This is a genomic window from Candidatus Kuenenia stuttgartiensis (assembly GCF_900232105.1).
Lineage (GTDB): Bacteria > Planctomycetota > Brocadiia > Brocadiales > Brocadiaceae > Kuenenia > Kuenenia stuttgartiensis_A.
Genome location: NZ_LT934425.1, coordinates 4,385,684 through 4,406,153, shown reverse-complemented (window position 1 = coordinate 4,406,153; position 20,470 = coordinate 4,385,684). Strand labels below are relative to the sequence as shown.

The window sequence follows — 20,470 nt, the reverse complement described above, 5'->3', positions numbered from 1 at the left end:
ATGGAACCTTGTTCAAAAATATGGGATGATATTCTTGAGAATGTCAGAGAGAAATTAGGCCCATTACGATTCAATCTGTGGTTCAAAAATACCCGTCTTGAGTCAATAGGTGATGCTTACGCAAGCATTGCCGTTCCTAACGTATTTACCCAGATGTGGCTGCAGGAGAATTTTTCCGGTTTGTTGAAAGAGGACATAGGGCGGTTTCTGAAGAGGAGCGACCTTGATGTACGGTTTATACTGGACAACAAGCAGGAGAAAGAGATCGTATTGCCGGAAAAGCCTGATGTTGTTGATGAGAAGGGTGCGTATACGGGGAGGAAAGCACTGGGGTTAAACAAGGGTTTGTTGCTGGAGGATTTTGTGATAGGCCCCAATAACCGGCTTGCATATACGGCGGCCCTTGAAATGATAAAGGAGGAGTATCCGCCCTTTAATCCCCTTTTTATTCATGGGAATGTAGGGGTGGGGAAGACACATCTGCTTGTGGGGATATGGAATCGGGTCAGGAAAGAGCAGACGGTGAATGCGGTGTATATGTCTGCGGAGAAGTGGACGAATGAGTTTATCTATGCATTGCAGAAAGGGAAGATGGAGTCATTTAGGCAGAGATACAGGAATGTGGACGTATTTCTGATAGATGACGTTCATTTTTTATCCAACAAGCAGGGAGTGCAGGAGGAGTTTTTGCATACGTTTAATGCGTTGTATGATTCGTCAAAGCGGATAATATTTGCGAGCGATGCCCATCCGAAGCAGATAAGCCAGTTGAAGGAGAATTTGGCGAGCCGGTTTATGTCAGGGATGGTGGCGCGTATAGAGAGGCCGGAGTATGCGACGAGGTTGTTGATATTAAGGACGAAGGCGTCGAAGTACGATGTGTATTTTCCGGAGGAGGCGCTGGAGTATATTGCGGAGAAGTTTGATGATAGTGTAAGAGAGGTGGAGAGCGCCTTGGTGACGTTGACGGCACATGCCAGGTTTAATGACAGGAAGATAGACATTGCGTTTGTCAAAGATGTGTTGAAGGAGTTCTTTTACGGCGACGACAAGGTAGTGAAGGTGGAGGAGATAGAGGGTGCGGTGTTGCGGCATTTTAACATAAGCCGCAGTGACCTTCATTCGAGCCGGAAGGCGAAGACGGTATCGTTTCCGCGTCAGATATGCATGTATTTAATAAAAAATCAGTTGGATTGGTCGTATCAGCAAATAGGGAATTATTTTGGCAACAAGAAACATACGACAGTGATATTTGCGATAAAAAAAATAAACGAAGAATTGAAAAAAGATGACCAGTTTAAATCGTTCCTCGATATACTTATGGAAAAAATTAAAAAGGCAAAAAAGTGAAGATCCGGTGAAAAACTTTCGAAAAATCTAAATCGTCACGGGAAATATTGTGAAAGAAATATCAGACATACGGTACGAATACATAAAAGACACAAAAAAGATTGTTATTAAAATAGGCACCGGCGTGATAACTGACAATGCGGGATATTTGGACAATAAACAGATAAAAGGGTTAGCCGAACAGGTCATAGAGTTAAAAAGAAGAAATTTTAATGTAACGGTGGTAAGTTCCGGCGCAATCGGATGCGGTATGGGCGAGTTGGGGTTGCAAAAGAGACCCGGTACGCTTCCTGAGCTGCAGGCGGTTGCGTCCATTGGCCAAAGCAAATTAATAAGCACGTATGATAGTTTTTTTAAATCGCATGGATATCATGCGGCACAAATCTTATTTACACGGGAAGATTTTGAAAACAGGAAAAGATATTTAAATACATGCAATACCATCCATACATTATTCCGAATGAATGCGATTCCTGTAGTAAACGAGAATGATACTATTTCGACCGATGAAATTGCCTTTGGCGATAATGACGAATTGTCCGCATTAGTAACTAATCTTATTGACGCAGACCTGCTGGTTATTCTCTCTTCAGTTGATGGGTTGTATGACAAACAACCCGAAGGAGAAAGCCGGGCGCATGTTATCCCTGTAGTGGAACACATTACTCATAAAACCAAACAAATGGCTTACAATTCCAAGACGTTGAGAGGGGTGGGGGGGATGCGTACCAAGTTGGAAGCTGCATCAATTGTGACGAATGCCGGTGAAAAAGTGATTATTGCCAACGGGCGACATGAAAATGTGTTGCTAAAGATTTTTCAGTATGAGGATATCGGGACGTTGTTTCTTCCAAAAAATGAAAAACTGACAAGCCGAAAGCGATGGATAGGGTATTCAAAGAAATCGAAAGGCGTTGTATTCGTTGATGAAGGCGCCTGTTCTGCCCTGTCGAAGAAGGGGAAGAGCCTTCTTGCATCCGGCATTGTTTCGATTGAAGGCGGTTTTGAGAAAGGAGATATTGTTTCGATTTGTAAAGGTGAAAATGATGGCGTTTTTGCGAGAGGATTAACCAATTATTCTTCTGAGGAGATAGAAAAAATCAAGGGATGCCGCGCCTCTTCGATTCACAAGATTCTGGGCTATAAATCCTATGATGAGGTTATTCATCGGGACAACCTGGTTTTGATTTAAGGGGCGTCAATAGTTGCTGTCATAATTGATTTTATTATATTGCCGACCTTTTCTTTTTCTGCGAGATTCGGCGCCAGGCGGATTGATTCATTTAAATAATAAAGGGACGTATCGATATCTTTAAAGTGCTGATAATATAATACGCCCAGGTCCCTGTATACGGAATAGTCGTTTGGATTATATTGAAGGGAAAGTTTTAGTTCTTCCGACGCCTCTTTAAAAAGGCCTTTTGACGCATACGCAATTCCCAGATTGTAATGCGCATCAACATGCCCTTGTTTTGAATAAATGGCTTTTTCAAATTCACGAATGGCCATATCAACGTTTCCGCTTTTCAGATAAACAGCGCCCATATTATTATGGGCGTCCGCATAATTGTTATCGAGTTTTACCGCTTCCCTGTATTCAGCGAGTGCCTTTTCCTTGTTGCCGGTGTATTCATAGGTATTCCCAAGATTGTTGTGTACGAAAGGTACATAGGGATTATCTTTTAATGCAAGGAGATAGGTTTCGACAGCCAAATCATGGCGTCCTCGTTTATCATAGATCATAGCAATATTGTTGTATGCAAGCGTATTATCGTTAAGATTTGAGATGGACGCTTTATATTCTTCTATTGCCTTGTCAACAAGGCTAATTTTCTCATAAGCCGCCCCCAGATTAAAATGGATAAATGGATAGCTGTGTTCCAGGGCAAGCGCCTGCCGGTACATTTTGATTGCTTCCTCATACCGCAGGTTATTAAAGTATGCATTGCCCAGGTTGCCGCATGCCCTGGCGCTTTTCGGTTCTCTTTGAAATGTGTTAAACCATAGTGTAGCGTCGTTACGCCAGATACGGTTTCTGTGTATCACTCCAATTTGAAAACAGAGCAGAATAACGCCAAAAACAACAACAATAGGATAAGACAATTTTCTATTCAAAAAGGAATAGCTTATTGTGCAACAAAGGCCGATTATCGGCACATACAAATACCTTTCCGCCATAATGTTGCCGATGGGGATAATGCCAAGCACCGGCAAAAGTGTGATAAAGAACCATAAAATAAAAAAAATGACATATCTATTCCTTCGTAAGAAACGTACAAAAATAACAACGAAACACGTAATCAGCAAGGCAGCCACAAATAACGATAACGTAAAAGATAAATGCCCTGGTACGTAATAATCCGCGTTAAGGGGGACAGGTAAAAAAATAAGTTTTAGATAATATGCCACTACCTTTGTCATGGTGGCAATATTTGTTGGATAGATTTCTATCGTTTTTAAGTTATTACTGAGGGCAAAAAATCTCAGAAAGATATAGACACCTGTAACAAAAATATATCCGCTGTAAAAGAGCATGAAACGAGCAACTTTTTTTGCAAGAGGGGCTAAGGAATCAGATTTTTTTTCGTTTTGAGATAAAAACAAAAGATCGAAGATTACAATAAGGATTGGGAATGTAATCGCCATTTCTTTTGAAAAAAGGGCGATGAGGTATGCGAGACAAGAGAGAAAATAACAAAGGGTAAAGTGGCTATTTGTGTGGCTTTGCCTGTGGTTTTTTGTTTTCAGGAATAAAATAAACGCTAAAAGGAAAAAAATTGAAACAAGTATATCTTCCCGGTAACAAATTGCATTAACCGTCTCCGTTAACAGAGGATGCGATAGATAGAACAGCGTAGCGATGAAAGCCTGCCGAAGGTTCTTGAAAATACATTTAGTAAAGAGGAAAAATAGGAATACGTTGATGGTGTGGAGTACCGTATTGGTTAAATGATAGCCAAAGGGTTTAAGATTCCACAATGCATGGTCAATAAAATAAGTTATGGTGACGATAGGGCGGTAACTGAGTTCTCCGGAAACATAAAAATAATCTTTATGGAATAATTTAGGGAAATTTTTTAGTGAGGTAATGAAGTGGTTTTCCTTGATGATGTATGCGTCGTCATAAACAAAATCGTTATGCAATGAGTTGAGATACAAAAATCCCGATAGAAAAATGAGGATGGCAGGAGAAACAAACTTTAAATACCTGGCGTTCATTGAAAAAACTCGCGAAATCCTGGAAAAAATTACGAAAGGCGGAACAACAGATTACATAAATTGCACAGATAAAAAAATTAAATATTCGTATTTCACCATTAAATATTTTGCCAAAAAGCACGCACTGACGAATGGAAGTGTGCAAAGAAATTACTGATAAGGTACTAAAGGCTATTATCTGTCTGTCAATAAGCGGTTGCTGGCCTTATTTTTACGGATAAAAACATGCCATAGAAAACATGCCGTAGCCGCACCGGCAGTGTCCGCCAGCCAGTCGAGTACATCCGCGGAACGATGGGGGATGAATGACTGGTGGAATTCATCGAACATACCATACAATGAGGTTATACCGAAGGCTAACAGATAAAACATCTTCGCGGATTTGATTTGAAAGGAAGAAACAACCCAGCAGACGAACAAACATAATATCCCATATTCAACAAAATGGATAAGTTTGTCGATATGGTTTGGCAAGGAGACTGAAGAGGTATCTGTGGATGATGCTACATAAATGCCGTATGCATACCCAAATGCCAGTGCACATTTTATACCCCAGTGAATCTTAATTTTTTTGGTCATTGTTTTCTAATCCTTCAAAGAGGCGAATCCAGTATTGTGTATTATTGTCAGGGAGAGAGTCTTCCTGATGTTCATTTTTACAGGTGTTTTCAAATGTTACTTGCACCTGTTTTTTCTTTATGTTTGCCAAACCGGTTTTTTTTATGTGGAAATCGACCTCTTCACGGGTGACTTCCTTAAAAACGCCTTCCCACGATTTAGCGTCACCTTCTGTAGGTCCTTTCCATTTACTTTCAGGTTCTGAGGGTTTTTGGTTATTCTCTTTAAAGAGTACATCGTAGATTTCTCTGTACAGTGATTTTGGGTCCAAAATCCGGCAGCCGCATTTTTTAACATGTCTTTTTATTTCATTATCGTAGGTTACAATACATACGTCTTTCGGATTTTTCACATGGCTGGCAATGTTCATGATTTCGGTGTCCGCTTTGACGCCCGTTTTGGAATAAATTATTTTTATCCCCCCGGAAACCAGTCTTCTCGGTAAGCTTGTTTCTGAATAGGTGCCATCAAATACAACGATTATATCGTAGTGCTTTTCCTGCCGGTATTGTGAGAGGAAGGATATTACATAATCGCGCACCGCTTCAATAAAATTCCTTTCCACATGTTTTTCCAATTCCGGCACGGAAAAGATAAGATTATAGCCGTCAATAATGATTAGCATTCTATTTTGTAGTTATCAACAACGACCTTTCCATTAACAATAGTAGTCAAAACCTGTCCTTTTAGTTTCCATCCGTGAAAGGGGCAGTTTCTGCCCTTTGATTCAAAAACGTTAACGTCCACCGTCCATTCCTTGTTTTTATCTATTATGGTAATATCTGCCGGCATGCCGGCAGCAAGACTGCCGCCGTTTATTTGAAAGATGCGTGCAGGATTGACGGACATTTTTATGATAAGTTCCTTAAAAGTAATGATACCGGTATGTACCAGTTTAGTAAGCAATACGCCAAGGGCGGTTTCGAGTCCCACAAAGCCCGTAGCGCCTTTTTTTAAATCATCGTCGGTGTGCGGGGCATGGTCTGTTGCGATGACGTCAATAATACCGCTTGCCAAGCCGTTTTGCATGGCTTCCACGTCCATACGGGACCGTAAGGGAGGATTTGTCCTGGGCATATTTCCGTCTTTATCCCGGAAGCTGTTGTCCAATAATAAGTGATGGGGGGTCACTTCACAAGTGAATTTTCCTATGCCTCTTTCTTTGGCTTGTTGTATCGCTGCCAAGGTATCCTTCAGGCTTATGTGGGAAATATGCAGACGGCCTTTTGCTTGTTCCGTAAAGCGGATGTCACGCCTGGCAAAATCGGTTTCGTGTGAATAAGGTTCGCCTGGGAAACGGGTTGCGCCGGGAATGTCTTTTATCTTATTCAAATAAAATGGAGAGTCTTCGCAATGTGGGCTAATAATAATAGCATGTTGTACTGAAAGCTCGCAAGCCTTGCACATTAAAGCATCGTTGAATACCGGATTGCCGTCGTCCGATAATGCTTTTATACGGGTATTCTTAGCAAGGGCGGCAATGTCCGTCAACTCTTCACTTAATGAACCTTTTGTAATGCATGCCTTGGCAAACACTTTTATTATGCTCTTTTCTAAAATTCTTTCCGTGAGTAAATCCACTATGGCGGGGGAATCGATAGGCGGGTTTGTATTGGGCTCGCAAATCACTGTCGTATATCCGCCCTTTGCAGCGGCGCGTGAGCCTGTTCTGATATCTTCTTTGTATTCAAGCCCTGGTTCACGAAAATGAACATGGCACTCTATCAGACCTGGGATGACGTGTTTATTCGTTGCATCAATAATCCTGACAGAGGGGTTGGTGGTAATATTGGGTGACACCGCCTCTATTTTCCCATTTTTTACAAGAACGTCAGCGTATCCTTCAAAGTCGGAAGCAGGGTCTACTACATAACCGCCTTTTATTAATAATGCATTCATTTTGTGTAATCTGAAATAGTAAAGGTTCTTATTTTCTATCCATCCAGTGATCATACCCTTTCTATCAGAGTAGGTTCTGAAACGGTTGATATGCACCTTAATTGGTCTACATAGAATTCCTCAGAAATCGAGCGGACTTTTTACCTCTTTGATGGTCTGGATTTTGATCGTATGGGTGTATATCATGGTCGTCCTTACATCAATATTAAAGGTTTTCTTCGTTTGAAGGACATTATTCAAGTTCTTTGACAGCTCTTGTTCTAAGGATTTCAGTCGTAACGCCATATAGTTGGTACCTTTTACTTCGTGAAAACTCACACCACATGTCTTTTCCGCTGCCTTATTCATCAGTACAATGTTGAGATCTCTGTCCAAAAGAATAACATCTGAATCAAGGTTATCTATTATAGATTTGTCAATGCTTCCATCATCGGTAAAGAAATAAGGCGGAACATCGGTCTTATCGCCGTTATACGGAACGAGCCATTTTTGAACAGAATTCTTTTTTTTATTCATACCTGCATTGATGAGATTTTAGGTGAGTGAGACAAGTATTTCCCAAACAGTCATAACATAATATTGTGTGTTGTTTCTTGTATATCGATTTAAATGCATCCTGCATTAGCACAGAACACATAATTTTGATATTACCCATCATTTGACACAAGAGTACATCGTCTTTACGCACAATGATAACTGATTTGGGAATATAAATCCACACAAAAGGGAATAACCGTTCCCATTTTCCCGGAATATTATGTTTTTTCTACAGACAGAATATACTAACATTAGAAATAGCAATAACTTATATAATTTGGCACATTTGTTGCGATAAGCATTGTCAGAAAGGGAAAAACCGGTTTTCTTGTATAAATGTATTGAGTTATTTTTGATGTGTCAAGTAATTTGATTTTTTCTGAAACTGAAAGGAGGATTTGTCATGTTACCATTATCAAGGACATTGGAAACATTATTAGGGCTTCAGGAGGCAATGGACCTGGCGCGCGACACGGGTTTTTTTGAGAATACTACGACCAGTAGAGGGGTGTATCCGCCGATGAATATTTTTGAAAAAGATGGCGATTTGGTGCTCGTTTCAGAATTAGCAGGGGTAAAGAAGGAGGATCTGAACATAGAGGTAAAAAACAACATATTACGGCTATCCGGAGAACGCAGGATCGACTACGGCGAAAATGTCAGTTACCACCGTATTGAGCGTACTGCATCCAAATTTGACAGGACATTGAGACTACCGGTTAACGTAGAATCTGATCAGGTCAGAGCAGAGTATATAGATGGCCTTCTGGTAATCTCTCTGCCCCGTGCGGAGTCAGAGAAACCAAAACGTATTGCAATTCAATAATAACCCTGAAAGGAGGATGGTATGAGTAATGAAACAAAGGAAGTAGCAACGGTTGAAAGTCAGAAACCGGAAAAAACAGAATATAAGGGAGAGAAAACGGTGCAAGGCAAATATTATATTCCCATGACGGATATCGTTGAAACCGATAAAAGTCTGGTCGTCACCATGGATGTCCCGGGTGTGAAAAAGGAAAATGTAAATGTCGTGCTGGAAAATAATGTCCTGGAGGTTGATGCAAAAATAGACTTTACGCCGTATGAACATCTTAATCCGGTGTATACCGAGTACAATGTAGGTCATTATACCAGGAAATTTACCGTATCAAATATCATTGATACGGGAAAAATTGATGCAAAACTGGCAGACGGTGTATTGACCCTGACACTGCCAAAGGCGCCGGAAGCACAACCAAAGAAGATTCAGATAGGATAACAGAGAGTGGCGTGACGTACGGTTGATTGAAGCGGTTAACGCCAGGTGAGATGAGAAACAGCCTGTGAGTATTAACGAATACGGAAGGATTTTTTGTCGTAATATTATGTCGTAATGTCGTAATATAATATATTACTTTTTAGTATGAGAAAGGAGAAACGGAAAGAAATGAACGTAATTCGTAAGTTTTTTCATGATCGAAAAGGTACAGTAATTTCTGGTGTGGTTGCATTAATTGCTCTCTCTCTGTTTATGTGCGCGACTGTCATCGCCTCAGAAAAGGCATTGGGTGGCGGAGAGCAGCGGGATCAATCATACATCACGTTTGGCAGTGGTAAACGCTATCAGACAACCGTAGAACGGTACACTGAAGGCGCTTTGTCTGCGCAGGATAAGCACCAAGCATCTCTCTTGACTTCGCGTATCGTCAATCATCTGAACAATGCAGCAAAAAGTCTCATCGATCAGAACCCCGAAGCTGCAAAACCGGAGATCAAGAATGCTCAGAGGCTGACGCAGGTTGTGAGGGAATTACTCCCCGTTACTACGGTGACGACATCGGTGAAAGATGTCAGCGGTAAAGTGGTTTATCGGGAGGTTGACAAGGTCCAGGACGACAAGATTGCCTTATATGAGGGCACTATCGCTATGGAAATTGTAGAACCGATCATTGACGCCAAGGAGAAGGAGGCGGCACTTAAAGGACTGCGACTTGCAGATGTTGATGTCATTTATACATCTGTGCTTGTAGACCTCAGCTATATTGAGCGAAAATTGAACCATACAGAGTCTTTATTGGACAAGGGAAAGCCGGACGAAGCACTGGTCCAGTTGGCCCTTGCGCAGACGAAAGGTGTAAAGCTCGTTTTCCATGAGGTAGACAATCCGCTTGTAGAAGTACAGCATGCGTTAAGGCTGGCTGAGCGCATGGTTGAAGAGGGTAAGCACGAAGCTGCACAGGACAACTTGAGACTGGCTCAAATCCAGTTGGGAACATACCGAGCACTGCTGGAAGACGAGGAGGCTAAGAAAATTGTGAAACAGCTTGAGGATGATATCACCAAGCTGACGACAAAGATTGAAGAAAAAGGAGCGGCATCTAAGATTCGCAAGTTCTGGGAGCGGGCAGTCAATTTGTTTAGCAAAGAAACCGGTCAAGCTCACACTGAAGAGAAGACTGAGCAAACTCAGGAGAGAAAGAAATAATGGTTGATATGTGAGGAACTGCAAGGTCCTGTTTCCCCCGACTGTTTCAGATTTTTATTGTACCATGCAGAAAAAAGTTTTGTACATTCATGTAACATTTAATTGATAAGAAAGGAGGTCGACCATGGCCTTGAAAGATTTAATAACCTGGAATAGAAGAAAACAGCAGCCTGCACTATCAGGACTGCAACACCCTGTAGCGACCCTTCAGAGAGAAGTGGACCGATTATTTGACGATTTCTTCAGAGGGTTTGACAGATTCCCGTCCCTCCCATTAAAGGAAGAGCGATTCGCCGAGTTTTCACCGAAGATAGATGTAAGTGAAAATGACAAAGAAATTGAGATTATCGCAGAAGTGCCGGGAATGGATCAAAATGATGTTGAAATTACTTTAAGAGACGATGTGCTCACTATTAAAGGGGAGAAGAAACAGGAAAAGGAAGAAAAGGACAAAGAGTACTATCATGTAGAGCGAAGTTACGGATCCTTTTACCGTTCTCTGCAACTTCCCTGTGAAGTTGACCAGGAAAAAGTGAAGGCTTCGTTCAAAAAAGGGGTGTTGAAAATCAATCTGCCTAAGAGTGGAAAAGCGCAGGAAAATGTGCGTAAGATTGAAATAAAGGGAGAATGATGTTGTTGTTGGTTATTATGGAGGCGCTTATTGGAGCATTTTTATGTAATGACAGCGCCTCCATGATAGGCGAAATTTATGGGCAAGAGGAGACAATTTATGTAAAGAGAGGTTTGCAAGATTAGTTTTTAAACTGATTAAGATCGGCAACGGTAGCAATAGAAATTAAGGATGCAGGAGAATACGAGGAAGATAAAATTAATGATGCTGCACGTAACGCTTTTCTGTTTTAGTGTAATGCCAGCCTATGCATTAGAAGACAACGGTATTAAAGACCTGCGCCAGACCGGTAAGGCCTTTGCATCTGTGGCACGGGAAGTATCGCCATCTGTGGTTTTCATACAGCATTACTTTGTTAAAAACCACTGAAACCGTTCATAAAGTGATATATTTTGTATGCCTTTGCGTTCGGCATCCTACTTATTGTATGGTATTAATCAAGGATTTTTCAAAGCATAAATCCTTTTAAATAGAGGGAATTAAGGTTGTTTTGCATATTATTTTAACAAAGTAATGATACAGGTTGAATCGAAAGTATCTGATTCGGCGAGAACACGGTTTCGGTTACCCTTTGGCGATTCATGGCCCTTTGGGGATGAGTTTTTCAAACGTTTCTTTGGTGAACCATTCCCCGGTATTCCTCGGACACCGCCTTCTGATAAACCTCAAAGTGAACACCGTATTATTGGACAGGGTTCCGGATTTGTGTTCGAGGTAAAGGACGGATTGCTGTCTGACAAAACATACATCCTTACTAATAATCACGTTGTGGAAAATGCTGATACTATCCGGGTGCAATTCCAGAATGGTTCTGAATATAACGCTAAAATTACAGGTCGGGACCCCCCAGTCAGACGTGGCGGTTATAGAAATCAAGGCTAGCAGTATGCCGGCGGCAAAACTGGGTGATTCCTCCAAGCTGGAGGTTGGGGAGTGGGTTGTTGCCATTGGCAACCCATTTGGACTGAGTCATACCCTCACCGTAGGTGTGGTGAGCGCCAAGGGGCGTACGAGTATTGGTATTAACGATTATGAAGATTTCATCCAGACAGATGCAGCGATTAATCCCGGTAACTCTGGTGGTCCACTGGTCAATCTGGATGCTGAGGTGGTAGGCATCAATACCGCCATCTTCAGCCGCAGTGGCGGATATATGGGTGTGGGATTTGCGATTCCTATCAATCTTGCCAGGGAGATCGCCGATCAGTTGATCGATAAAGGAGAAGTAACGCGTGGTTACCTTGGTATTGTGATTCAACCGCTTACCGCTGATCTTGCAAAGTCGTTCGGTGTTGAACAGGTCAAGGGTATACTTGTCTCTCAGGTTTCAGACGATTCACCGGCTGATATGGCAGGGTTGCGTCAAGGGGATATAATCATTGCATATCGCGGGGAACCGGTAACAAATGTCGGCAGTTTCCGTAACAGAGTGTCACTCACTCAGCCGGGCAGCACGGAAGAGTTGACTATCCTGAGGGAAGGAAAACAAATGACGCTTACTGTGACAATCGGCAAGCTCACCAGAGAAAAACTGGCTGCACAGACTTCGTCGCAAAGCGCCGAGAAACTTGGTCTGACGGTACAAACGCTAACCCCGCAGTTGGCTGAACAATTTGGAGTCAAAATGGGGGAAGGTGTTGTGGTCACGGAAGTCAGACCAGGATCTATTGCTGCAATGGCAGGCATTGAGCCTGGCACTGTGATTATGCAGGTGGATCGCGAACCCGTGAAAAATGCTGCCGAGTTCAAGCGTGCGGTCGAGAAGAGCAGCGATGATAAAAGTATACTGCTGCTCCTTCGGAGAGGCAATGCGCAGCAGTATGTGGTGTTAAGTTGGTAAGTTTTACCGAATCATGCCATTTCAAAAGATCGGTCGATTTGACTGCCTTTTTCCATGGATTACATTAGAACAAGGTTAAAAATGTTTAACACATTAGGAAGCACTAATCGATTCACAATATCAGCCTTTACGCTGATTTGTGTTTGCTTTATGTATACGTCTATTGTATTGGGTGTGCCAGACAACAAGAAGGTTGAGGTGGAAAAACAGCAGGCCGAAGAGCGTGTTCTTGACGCATCGAACAGGGCCGTTACCCAACATACTCTGACGACAGCGGATAAAACACTGGAGTATTTTGCCACCGCAGCATCGCTGACCATAACGGATAAGGAGGCAAAGCCAGTCAGCAGGATTTTTTATATCAGTTATACCGCTGACGAACAACATGATTACCCACGGCCGGTGACCTTTGTTTTCAACGGTGGTCCAGGTGCTGCCTCGGCATATCTGCACATGGGAGCTTTAGGTCCAAAACGCGTCGAGTTCAGTGACGATGGAAAGGTACTCCATATGCCAGCCCGATTACTCGATAATTCAAAGAGTTGGCTATCGTTTACGGATCTGGTCTTTGTAGATCCTGTTGGAACGGGTTACAGTCGTGAGATTAAGGATGACACCGAAAACAATAAAGGGCGGAAGTTGAGACCTTCGAAGGAAAAATCGATAGGTAAATACGCCTGGGGCGTGGTGGAAGATACCGACTCTCTGGCCCGCTTTATTCGCACTTATCTGACCAAGGAGGAACGTTGGCTTTCGCCAATTTTTCTTGCCGGAGAAAGCTATGGCGGTTTTAGGGTCGCACGTTTATCAAAACTGCTTCAGTCAGATTTTGGCATTGTGCCAAGTGGGTTGGTACTCATCTCTCCGGCGATTGATTTTGGGTTGCTTTGGGGCAGCGAACGAAGCCTGTGGCCTTGGGTGGCCTTGCTGCCGAGCTACACTGCAGTGGCGGCATTCCATGAACGCAGTGACATGATAACGTATAAAGCTGATAACCCCCGTGTTTCGCTTGGTGAAGTGGAGCGTTTCGCCTTATCAGAATATTTAACCGGATTAGCCGGTGGTGACTTGCTGCCGGATTGGATTGAGCAATCGAGCAACATGATGGGATTACATGCGGACATCCTGCATCGTTGGGCAGGACGCGTCCCACCGGCTCGCTTCGCTAAAGCCTTATTGTCAGACCAGAGACGTTTGGTGAGTTTATACGATGGGTCGATTAAACTTGTCGATTCTGATCCTGCAAGACAGATGCTTGCTGGTGGCGATCCGTATCTCGACCGGCTCAATGCACCAGTAACAGCAGCCTTCAATACCTATGTGCGTGACCATTTGGATTTTAAGACTGAGTTACCCTATCTCCTCTTAAATGAGGAGGTGTTCAAATCGTGGAACTGGTGGTCGGGTATTCAGGGGCAACAAGGGTTTGCCGAAGCTGTAGCGGACTTAAAGCAGGCAATGTGCATAAATCCCCATATGCAGGTATTAATCATTCATGGTGTATTTGATCTGGTAACTCCATATTATGCTACCTGGATTACGATTAAGCAAATGGATCTGGATCCTGAGATTAGCGATAATATATAACCTAAATCCTGCAAACAAGGCAAAGCCTTGTTGCAGGAATAGGATTGAAATGGTAGGATTTCCAAGGTATTCGGCGGTATATTGATAACAAAAAACACCTGAAAGGAGATTCACCATTTCGATGAAGAATATAGCAAAAAAATACAGCAAAAGACAACCGAAAATCAAGGCAGAGATGAGCGGGAAAGGCTTAACGGTACATGCAGGGCTTTTACCGGTATTGAATTTATGGGTAAGCTGATGTTCCGGGAGAGAGTCCATGAAGCGGTCCATAAGGATCGTGGAGCAAATGCCCGGTATCAGTTTGTCGATGCGGTACAAATGGTAGTGATAGGGTTGATAGCAGGGGCGACATCGATGGTAGAGGTGATGAAGGTGTGTACAGATGAGGTATTGAAGAAGATGTCCGGTTGGAAAGAGGTACCTGTAGATACTACGATAGGACGTATTATGAAGCTGGCGAGTCAGGGAGATATAGTGGAACTGACGGGGGTGATCCACCGGTTTAGGGGAAAGATATGGAAGCGTGCGGTGAGATCAGGCCATAAACTCAGGAGTGCTCTTTGCGAAGTATGGATAGATGTTGATTCTACCGTAGATGGTGTATATGGGAAACAGGAGGGTGCAGAGGTAGGATATAATCCGCACAAGAAGGGGCAGAAGGCGTATCATCCCTTAATGGCATTTATTGCAGAAACAAAGGAGGTATTACATAGTTGGTTCCGCTGTGGAAGCGCCTACACGAGTAACGGAGTAGTAGAGTTCATGAAGGAATGTATGGCGTACATGAATAAGGGGGTAAGGGTGGTATTTCGGGGAGACAGCGGTTTTTTTACCGGAGAATTACTTGAATACCTTGAGTCAATATTGGCGGGATATCTGATTAAGGTAAAGCTGAAGAATCTGGAAGGATTGCTTGAAGGGCAGAAATGGAATGAGGTGAAAGGGGAGCCAGGATGGGAACAGGCTGAATTTTGGTATCGATGTGCAGGGTGGGATCGTGCGAGACGTTTTGTGGCAGTGCGGCAATTGGTCAAAAGAGAAAAGAAATTAGTAGAAGTGTCCGTGTATGAGTATTTTTGTTACGTTACAACGGAGCGGTTAAGTCCGATGGAAGCGCATCGTTGTTATGGAAAGAGGGCTACCTGCGAGACTTTGATAGAAGAGAGTAAAGGACAGATGAATGCGGGGCACATACGTACGGGTGAATTTTTGGCCAATGCTGCGCTATTTCAGTGTGCGGTGTTAGCGTATAATCTTTTGAAGTGGATGGGATTGCTCAGTGGTGGAGTGATACAACAGTGGGAAGTAAAGACGATGAGACTGTGGTTAATCCGTGTGGCAGGGAAACTGGTGGAGAGAAGCCGGCAGATGACATTAAAATTGCCGGAGAAATTTCTCCATCAGGAGGAATGGGAAAAGTGGGAACGCATGTCACTGGATGTAGTTTTTCAGTAGAAAACCGACGTTGTATTTCGTTTTTTTAGTCTTTTGAGAGTGGTAAGTATACCGCAGATGGAGACAGTACATCCCTTTTTCGCATTGCGAAAATCGTTTGCAGGATTTAGGTATAATTCAAAGTATATCATGGTGGGCACATGCCTTACTTGCACCGGCGTTCGCTTGATAGTATGTTTAAAGATGCTACACAGTTTTTTACAAGTACAATGAGATTACCTGAACATGTCGATCCCGATTAAGATAAAGGTTGAAAAACATGATCGCTTGTTAAATATTTATATTTCAAAAGAAGGCAAAAAGACAAATAAATTATTCCACATATGTTAGAAGAGTAAACGGCACATGTGATAATTCGATCGAGTAGACGGCTGGCGTACTCAAGCCGTCTACTCGACCGATAATTCTAATACTACACAAAGAAAGGATTAATATTATGGGCAACGGAAGATTTGATGTTTGCAGTGCACCAGCCGCCTATCGTGCAAAAGTTATTGAAAACGGCCTTCGTAAAACCAGAGAGCTCTGCGATGACCATTATCAGAAATTGCTGCATCGAGCGGGTGGCCGCAGCGGCTGTGGTTTCCGTTCACCACTTGAATCCATGTTTGGCGGTTCACTTTTTGATACTTTTTTTGGTGGCCGAGATCCTTTCGACAGTGTTATTGGTCATGAGCCATCGGATATCTCCCACCGTGCACACCAAAATCTTGGTGACCGCGAGTCTGTAGACCTGGACAATTACCTGAGTGACGATGCCAAGGATATTTTGCAAAAAGCTGCGCGAAAAAGCGCATGAGAAGGTCAGTCTTTCAGATGAGGCGATTGCAGCGGCGGCTGAATTGTCCGATTGTTACGTGACAAATCGCTATCTGCCGGATAAGGCGATAGACCTTTTGATCAGGCCGCTTCCTGTGTGCGTATTCGCGCAACTTCTCGCCCATCAGAAATTCTGAAGATGCAAAATGAAGTCAAGGCCCTGGAACGAGAGGAAAAGTCCGCAAATACACGAAAGGATTATGAGAAGGCCAAAGAATACATGCCAATATTGAAGTCAAAAAAAAGCATGTCGATGAACAGGATAAGGAATGTCAAGCAAACCGCAGCAGCGAAACGCCGGTTGTTACAATGCAGAATATTGCTGAAATCGTATCCTCTTTGACCGGTATCCCGGTCAGTGATCTCACGGCAGAAGAACGGGAAAAACTCCTGAGAATGGAAGAAAAACTCCATGAGCGTGTCATCGGCCAGGAAGAGGCTGTCAAAGCTGTGAGCCTTGCCGTGCGCCTGTCTCGCGCCGATTTATGTGAAGTCAGTAAACCAATTGCCAGCTTCTTGTTTTTGGGTCCGACGGGTGTCGGTAAGACTGAGCTTGCCAAGGCATTGGCTGAAATGGTATTCGGCGATGAAGATGCCATGGTGCGTATTGATATGTCTGAATACATGGAAAAACATGCCGTGGCGCGTATGATAGGTTCCCCTCCAGGCTATGTTGGTTATGAAGAAGGGGGGACAACTCACCGAGCGTGTGCGCAGACGCCCTTATTTTGTAGTGCTATTGGATGAGATTGAAAAAGCGCACCCTGATGTTTGCAACATCCTGTTGCAGGTCTTTGATGACGGACGTTTAACGGATGGAAAAGGACGCATGGTTGATTTTTCCAATACGATTATTATCGCCACAAGTAATATCGGTTCTCATCTCATTCAGGAAAATTCCCGAAAAGAAGAAAAGGAGCAGCTTTCCTATGATGATCTGAAATCAAGATTGATGGATGAGCTGCTACATCGGTTCCGTCCGGAATTTCTCAACCGGATTGATGAGATCATTGTCTTCCACTCTCTCTGCAAAGAGCAGATTCGAGATATTATAGCCCTGCAGATGGAACGGGTTAAACGCCTTGCCCATGCTCAGGAGATCACGCTGGACTTTAATGATAGCCTGATCGATTATCTGTCTGATATCGGATTTAAACCTGAATTTGGTGCGCGTGAGCTGAAGCGCTACATTTGCTCAGAAGTCGAAGCAGGTCTGGCGGAAAAGATGCTGGGGCAAAGTTTTAAGCCCGGTGATTTCGTTGTTATCTCCTATGACAAGAAAAAGAAAGAGGTTGTCATGGAAAAAAAGCAAACCCGGCAAGAAAACAGCGAAGAAATCCAAGGGGAAAAAGAAATCCGTTTCAGGAGATAACCTCTATCAATACAGAAAGGAGATAAACATGTTTGTATTCTACGAATTTAAACAAGAAGAAATTGACCTTGGAGCCTTGAAACAAAGGCGTAAGGAAGAAATCTCAAAACAGCGGGGTTGGTATATCTTTGAAGGCATTGTTTTTTTACTCTCCGGATTATTAGCGGCGTTTTTGCCTTTTGCGACAGCGCTTGGCATCAATATTCTGGTCGGTATTTTGTTGGTGTTGAGCGGTGGTTTTCAGGTCTTTGCGTTTTTTAAACGGCGTGAGCGTTGGCTATTGCTGTTATCCGGTATCCTCTCTGTCATCGCGGGAGGAATAATGCTGCTTTTTCCTGCCGCAGGGCTTATGGGACTCAGTATCCTGATCGGTGTATTTCTCCTTTTGGAAGGTTCGCTTGAAATCGTTATGGCCTTTGCATTCCGCCCTTCTCCACGCTGGGGTTGGATGCTGATCGCCGGGATTGTTACTCTGATCATGGGTGTTTTAGTTTTTGTTTTTTTCCCGCTGGCAGGAATGCTTTACATGGCCTTGGTCTTGGCCATTAATTTGTGCGCTTATGGCATGTCCATTTTAATTCTGGTTTCCAAAACCAAAATAAATTTCTAAAGGTATCGTGTTAAAAAAACTTGAATTTTGACAACTATTCATCTTGCATTACATTGTTTTTGAATTAGTATTGTCAGAAAAAGAAAAATAGGATAACAGAAGGTGGCGTGAGAATTCTTATAATTGTTCACAATGAATGGCGATGGAAATTTAGCTTTCGTTAATTCTAAAAAAATTTTATGAATTAGAACAAATTACTTTATCGAATTGTTTCTTAGAGAAGATACCCAGGTACACTGGCAAACTTTTACCGACTTTTTTTGCGCAGACAGCGTAACATTTCTTGTTCTGTACCAGTGTACCCGCGTCTGCGCGTTTTTTGCCCGGTATTGAAACACATTACTTTTTACCACTTTTTTCCGGAAAGGAGGCACCTGATGTGTATGGATAAAGGGTGCTATTTGCCGCCAGGTGTTTATTATGTTCGAGGCGAGAATAGGTGTATGTTTGATAGTTTGTTACATGATTGGGAATCGCCGGATGTTATCAAAAACATTCCAATGCCTCCTTTTGTGGTATCAGAAAAAAGTGGGAGGGATAAATAGTGTGAAGTTGTGTTGAAAAATGAAAACGTATCTCTCCCCCGAGAGGGTAATGGTTATATAATTCCATAAACCACTGTTGATGTTTTAGATCCTTAGTGTATGTTCTTTTGATTATCTCAAAGGAGTCATTCTCCCTGACTCGTACTACAAAAGAGACTTATTTTTAGGTTATCATATCAAGAAAACTCTATGTTGCAGAAGCGGTATCAAGACAATAGAGCTTATCCGCGTTCTTGTTTAAGCGCTTCCTGATAAAGAAATACAATGACGCTTCATGCCTGATTCTGTGTGAAAGCAGACACTTGTTTCTTAATTGCAAGACGAGAAAGAAATCTACTGACTCCATGTTCTCCTATGTGTAACGGATGCCGCTTTCCATGAAAAATGATAAAGCGTTTAATCCCGTTAACACACCTCTTTTCTGTTCCCATGCTATAGCGCTTTACCCGGTTTGCATCATGCACCTCATCAAGTAATGTAGGTTTAGACTTAGAGGTAATTTTTACTTTGAAAAAAAATATTGCAGTATTTAGATAATTTAAGATATATTACCGGCAAAATATTCGTGAACGTTATTATATGCCCGAATAGCCGTATAATAAGTCACCGGTGAAAATATTAGCCGTACTAATAGCCGTCTTATAAGACGGCTATTAGTACGGCTAATTCATGTTATAACATATGGAAATGAAATTTACCGATACTGAACGCGAAGTGATTATTATTAAGGCTGTCAAAGAGCTTATTGATGAAATGGTTAATTTTGAAATAGGGAACGTGATAGGAAATGATCCTTATTCTCAATTTCAATTTTCGTCAAGGACCCATAAAAAATTTTTCAATATCATTCTTGTCGATTTCCTCTCGTGTTCTGATAAAAAGGTATTAGGTGAACAATCAACTTATCTTAGTGCTCTCCAATCAGTTTGTGATTCACCCAAATTTGAACAAAACAACTCAATCGAAAACCTTAAAAATTGTGTCAGCGATTTTAGGCAATGGCTTTCAATAGAAGTTGTTGTGGAAAAAATATGGCTCCCTTCAATAGAATTAGAAACCAATTTATCTATAAAAAGAGTCGAGTTTATTAAAATTTGTGGAAATATCTCAAAACATAATTTCAGCCGCCTTTCGGGGGTAGTAAAAGAGTTACAAACAATATTCAATAGAAACGGAATTACTTTAAGCGATGATAACGCGCTGGTTATTATTGAAGAATTTTATCAATGGTTTCATGATGATATCTTTTCTTATCATAGCAGTGCGATAGCTGAGTTTCTCAATAATATAAGGTGGGGTATCTATGAGTATCTTCAACCAGAATTCCACCGCCCCATAGTTTATGAACCAAGCAAAGATATTAAAAGGTATCACTACACATATCCAGACGAAATAAAGGGTGATTTTGCTAAACATTGTTATTGGGAATTAATGAATGACATAAGGTCAAAACCATATATGAAGAAATTTCAAGTAACTGAATATTTAAAAATGAGATATTAAAGTTATAACCAAGCGTTA

General features: G+C 42.3%; 19 protein-coding genes and 3 pseudogenes. 15 read left to right on the top strand and 7 right to left on the bottom strand.

Translation table 11 applies throughout. From position 1 onward, the window contains the following. Positions 1-1,350, top strand: coding sequence for a chromosomal replication initiator protein DnaA (dnaA, locus tag KSMBR1_RS20500; RefSeq protein WP_099326924.1), 1,350 nt, complete (start codon positions 1-3; stop codon positions 1,348-1,350). A gap of 49 nt (positions 1,351-1,399) precedes the next feature. After that, complete coding sequence (proB, locus tag KSMBR1_RS20495) at positions 1,400-2,542, top strand: glutamate 5-kinase (RefSeq protein WP_099326923.1); 1,143 nt, start codon at positions 1,400-1,402, stop codon at positions 2,540-2,542. On the opposite strand, the gene KSMBR1_RS20490 is transcribed toward proB, so the two are convergent. The 5 genes from KSMBR1_RS20490 to KSMBR1_RS20470 form a co-directional block, all read right to left on the bottom strand. After that, positions 2,539-4,569 carry a tetratricopeptide repeat protein gene (locus KSMBR1_RS20490; RefSeq protein ID WP_099326922.1) on the bottom strand — a complete coding sequence of 677 codons (2,031 nt, stop codon included), beginning with the start codon at positions 4,567-4,569 and terminating at the stop codon, positions 2,539-2,541. The genes proB and KSMBR1_RS20490 overlap by 4 nt on opposite strands. A 174-nt stretch (positions 4,570-4,743) precedes the next feature. Further along, complete coding sequence (locus KSMBR1_RS20485; protein WP_099326921.1) at positions 4,744-5,148, bottom strand: VanZ family protein; 405 nt, start codon at positions 5,146-5,148, stop codon at positions 4,744-4,746. Beyond that, positions 5,132-5,812, bottom strand: coding sequence for a YacP-like NYN domain-containing protein (locus KSMBR1_RS20480; protein WP_099326920.1), 681 nt, complete (start codon positions 5,810-5,812; stop codon positions 5,132-5,134). Before KSMBR1_RS20480 ends, KSMBR1_RS20485 begins: the two co-directional genes overlap by 17 nt. Then, positions 5,806-7,086: a dihydroorotase gene (locus tag KSMBR1_RS20475; protein ID WP_157820806.1), complete on the bottom strand. Its 1,281-nt coding sequence runs from the start codon at positions 7,084-7,086 to the stop codon at positions 5,806-5,808. Before KSMBR1_RS20475 ends, KSMBR1_RS20480 begins: the two co-directional genes overlap by 7 nt. Before the next feature lie 120 nt (positions 7,087-7,206). After that, positions 7,207-7,602, bottom strand: coding sequence for a PAS domain-containing protein (locus tag KSMBR1_RS20470; RefSeq protein WP_099326918.1), 396 nt, complete (start codon positions 7,600-7,602; stop codon positions 7,207-7,209). A 424-nt stretch (positions 7,603-8,026) separates the two neighbouring features. On the opposite strand from KSMBR1_RS20470, the gene KSMBR1_RS20465 reads away from it, so the two are divergent. The 12 genes and pseudogenes from KSMBR1_RS20465 (at position 8,027) to KSMBR1_RS20420 (ending at position 18,404) form a co-directional block, all read left to right on the top strand. Continuing rightward, the gene (locus KSMBR1_RS20465) at positions 8,027-8,449 is read left to right on the top strand and encodes an Hsp20/alpha crystallin family protein (RefSeq protein WP_099326917.1); all 423 of its coding nucleotides are present in this window, start codon (positions 8,027-8,029) and stop codon (positions 8,447-8,449) included. Between the two features lie 21 nt (positions 8,450-8,470). Beyond that, on the top strand, positions 8,471-8,881 hold the full coding sequence (locus KSMBR1_RS20460; protein ID WP_099326916.1) for an Hsp20/alpha crystallin family protein: 411 nt from the start codon (positions 8,471-8,473) through the stop codon (positions 8,879-8,881). 168 nt (positions 8,882-9,049) lie between these two features. After that, complete coding sequence (locus KSMBR1_RS20455; protein ID WP_157820803.1) at positions 9,050-10,087, top strand: YfdX family protein; 1,038 nt, start codon at positions 9,050-9,052, stop codon at positions 10,085-10,087. Between the two features lie 124 nt (positions 10,088-10,211). After that, a complete protein-coding gene (locus KSMBR1_RS20450) occupies positions 10,212-10,718 on the top strand; it encodes an Hsp20/alpha crystallin family protein (RefSeq protein ID WP_099326914.1) in 507 nt (168 codons plus the stop codon). 201 nt (positions 10,719-10,919) lie between these two features. Beyond that, a complete protein-coding gene (locus KSMBR1_RS21420) occupies positions 10,920-11,087 on the top strand; it encodes a hypothetical protein (RefSeq protein WP_157820801.1) in 168 nt (55 codons plus the stop codon). A 141-nt stretch (positions 11,088-11,228) separates the two neighbouring features. Then, positions 11,229-12,558: pseudogene (locus KSMBR1_RS20445) on the top strand (DegQ family serine endoprotease); the annotation flags it as partial. 81 nt (positions 12,559-12,639) lie between these two features. Further along, positions 12,640-14,145 (top strand): S10 family peptidase, encoded by a 1,506-nt coding sequence (locus KSMBR1_RS20440; RefSeq protein ID WP_157820800.1) that lies wholly within the window; start codon positions 12,640-12,642, stop codon positions 14,143-14,145. A 121-nt stretch (positions 14,146-14,266) separates the two neighbouring features. Further along, positions 14,267-15,603: pseudogene (locus KSMBR1_RS20435) on the top strand (IS1380-like element ISCku8 family transposase). Between the two features lie 436 nt (positions 15,604-16,039). Continuing rightward, positions 16,040-16,402, top strand: coding sequence for a hypothetical protein (locus KSMBR1_RS20430; protein WP_099326912.1), 363 nt, complete (start codon positions 16,040-16,042; stop codon positions 16,400-16,402). Between the two features lie 10 nt (positions 16,403-16,412). After that, a pseudogene (locus KSMBR1_RS23865) lies at positions 16,413-17,103 on the top strand (hypothetical protein); the annotation flags it as partial. Next, the gene (locus tag KSMBR1_RS22225; protein WP_420886576.1) at positions 17,093-17,794 is read left to right on the top strand and encodes an AAA family ATPase; all 702 of its coding nucleotides are present in this window, start codon (positions 17,093-17,095) and stop codon (positions 17,792-17,794) included. The pseudogene KSMBR1_RS23865 and the gene KSMBR1_RS22225, both read left to right, overlap by 11 nt. A 28-nt stretch (positions 17,795-17,822) precedes the next feature. Further along, positions 17,823-18,404 carry an HdeD family acid-resistance protein gene (locus tag KSMBR1_RS20420; protein WP_157820798.1) on the top strand — a complete coding sequence of 194 codons (582 nt, stop codon included), beginning with the start codon at positions 17,823-17,825 and terminating at the stop codon, positions 18,402-18,404. Between the two features lie 732 nt (positions 18,405-19,136). On the opposite strand, the gene KSMBR1_RS21715 is transcribed toward KSMBR1_RS20420, so the two are convergent. Further along, entirely contained in the window at positions 19,137-19,295 is a 159-nt protein-coding gene (locus KSMBR1_RS21715) for a hypothetical protein (protein WP_169703313.1), read from the bottom strand. Further along, positions 19,222-19,380: a phage integrase N-terminal SAM-like domain-containing protein gene (locus KSMBR1_RS23860; RefSeq protein WP_099326910.1), complete on the bottom strand. Its 159-nt coding sequence runs from the start codon at positions 19,378-19,380 to the stop codon at positions 19,222-19,224. Before KSMBR1_RS23860 ends, KSMBR1_RS21715 begins: the two co-directional genes overlap by 74 nt. A gap of 256 nt (positions 19,381-19,636) precedes the next feature. On the opposite strand from KSMBR1_RS23860, the gene KSMBR1_RS20410 reads away from it, so the two are divergent. Continuing rightward, on the top strand, positions 19,637-20,452 hold the full coding sequence (locus KSMBR1_RS20410; RefSeq protein ID WP_157820795.1) for a hypothetical protein: 816 nt from the start codon (positions 19,637-19,639) through the stop codon (positions 20,450-20,452). Positions 20,453-20,470: the final 18 nt, after the last annotated feature.

Coding starts and splice junctions, on each gene's coding strand:
- dnaA (WP_099326924.1), top strand. CDS start 1: ATGGAACCTTGTTCAAAAATATGGGATGATATTCTTGAGAATGTCAGA.
- KSMBR1_RS20490 (WP_099326922.1), bottom strand. CDS start 4,569: ATGAACGCCAGGTATTTAAAGTTTGTTTCTCCTGCCATCCTCATTTTT.
- KSMBR1_RS20485 (WP_099326921.1), bottom strand. CDS start 5,148: ATGACCAAAAAAATTAAGATTCACTGGGGTATAAAATGTGCACTGGCA.
- KSMBR1_RS20480 (WP_099326920.1), bottom strand. CDS start 5,812: ATGCTAATCATTATTGACGGCTATAATCTTATCTTTTCCGTGCCGGAA.
- KSMBR1_RS20475 (WP_157820806.1), bottom strand. CDS start 7,086: ATGAATGCATTATTAATAAAAGGCGGTTATGTAGTAGACCCTGCTTCC.
- KSMBR1_RS20470 (WP_099326918.1), bottom strand. CDS start 7,602: ATGAATAAAAAAAAGAATTCTGTTCAAAAATGGCTCGTTCCGTATAAC.
- KSMBR1_RS20465 (WP_099326917.1), top strand. CDS start 8,027: ATGTTACCATTATCAAGGACATTGGAAACATTATTAGGGCTTCAGGAG.
- KSMBR1_RS20460 (WP_099326916.1), top strand. CDS start 8,471: ATGAGTAATGAAACAAAGGAAGTAGCAACGGTTGAAAGTCAGAAACCG.
- KSMBR1_RS20455 (WP_157820803.1), top strand. CDS start 9,050: ATGAACGTAATTCGTAAGTTTTTTCATGATCGAAAAGGTACAGTAATT.
- KSMBR1_RS20450 (WP_099326914.1), top strand. CDS start 10,212: ATGGCCTTGAAAGATTTAATAACCTGGAATAGAAGAAAACAGCAGCCT.
- KSMBR1_RS21420 (WP_157820801.1), top strand. CDS start 10,920: ATGATGCTGCACGTAACGCTTTTCTGTTTTAGTGTAATGCCAGCCTAT.
- KSMBR1_RS20440 (WP_157820800.1), top strand. CDS start 12,640: ATGTTTAACACATTAGGAAGCACTAATCGATTCACAATATCAGCCTTT.
- KSMBR1_RS20430 (WP_099326912.1), top strand. CDS start 16,040: ATGGGCAACGGAAGATTTGATGTTTGCAGTGCACCAGCCGCCTATCGT.
- KSMBR1_RS22225 (WP_420886576.1), top strand. CDS start 17,093: ATGTTGGTTATGAAGAAGGGGGGACAACTCACCGAGCGTGTGCGCAGA.
- KSMBR1_RS20420 (WP_157820798.1), top strand. CDS start 17,823: ATGTTTGTATTCTACGAATTTAAACAAGAAGAAATTGACCTTGGAGCC.
- KSMBR1_RS21715 (WP_169703313.1), bottom strand. CDS start 19,295: ATGGAGTCAGTAGATTTCTTTCTCGTCTTGCAATTAAGAAACAAGTGT.
- KSMBR1_RS23860 (WP_099326910.1), bottom strand. CDS start 19,380: ATGGGAACAGAAAAGAGGTGTGTTAACGGGATTAAACGCTTTATCATT.
- KSMBR1_RS20410 (WP_157820795.1), top strand. CDS start 19,637: ATGAAATTTACCGATACTGAACGCGAAGTGATTATTATTAAGGCTGTC.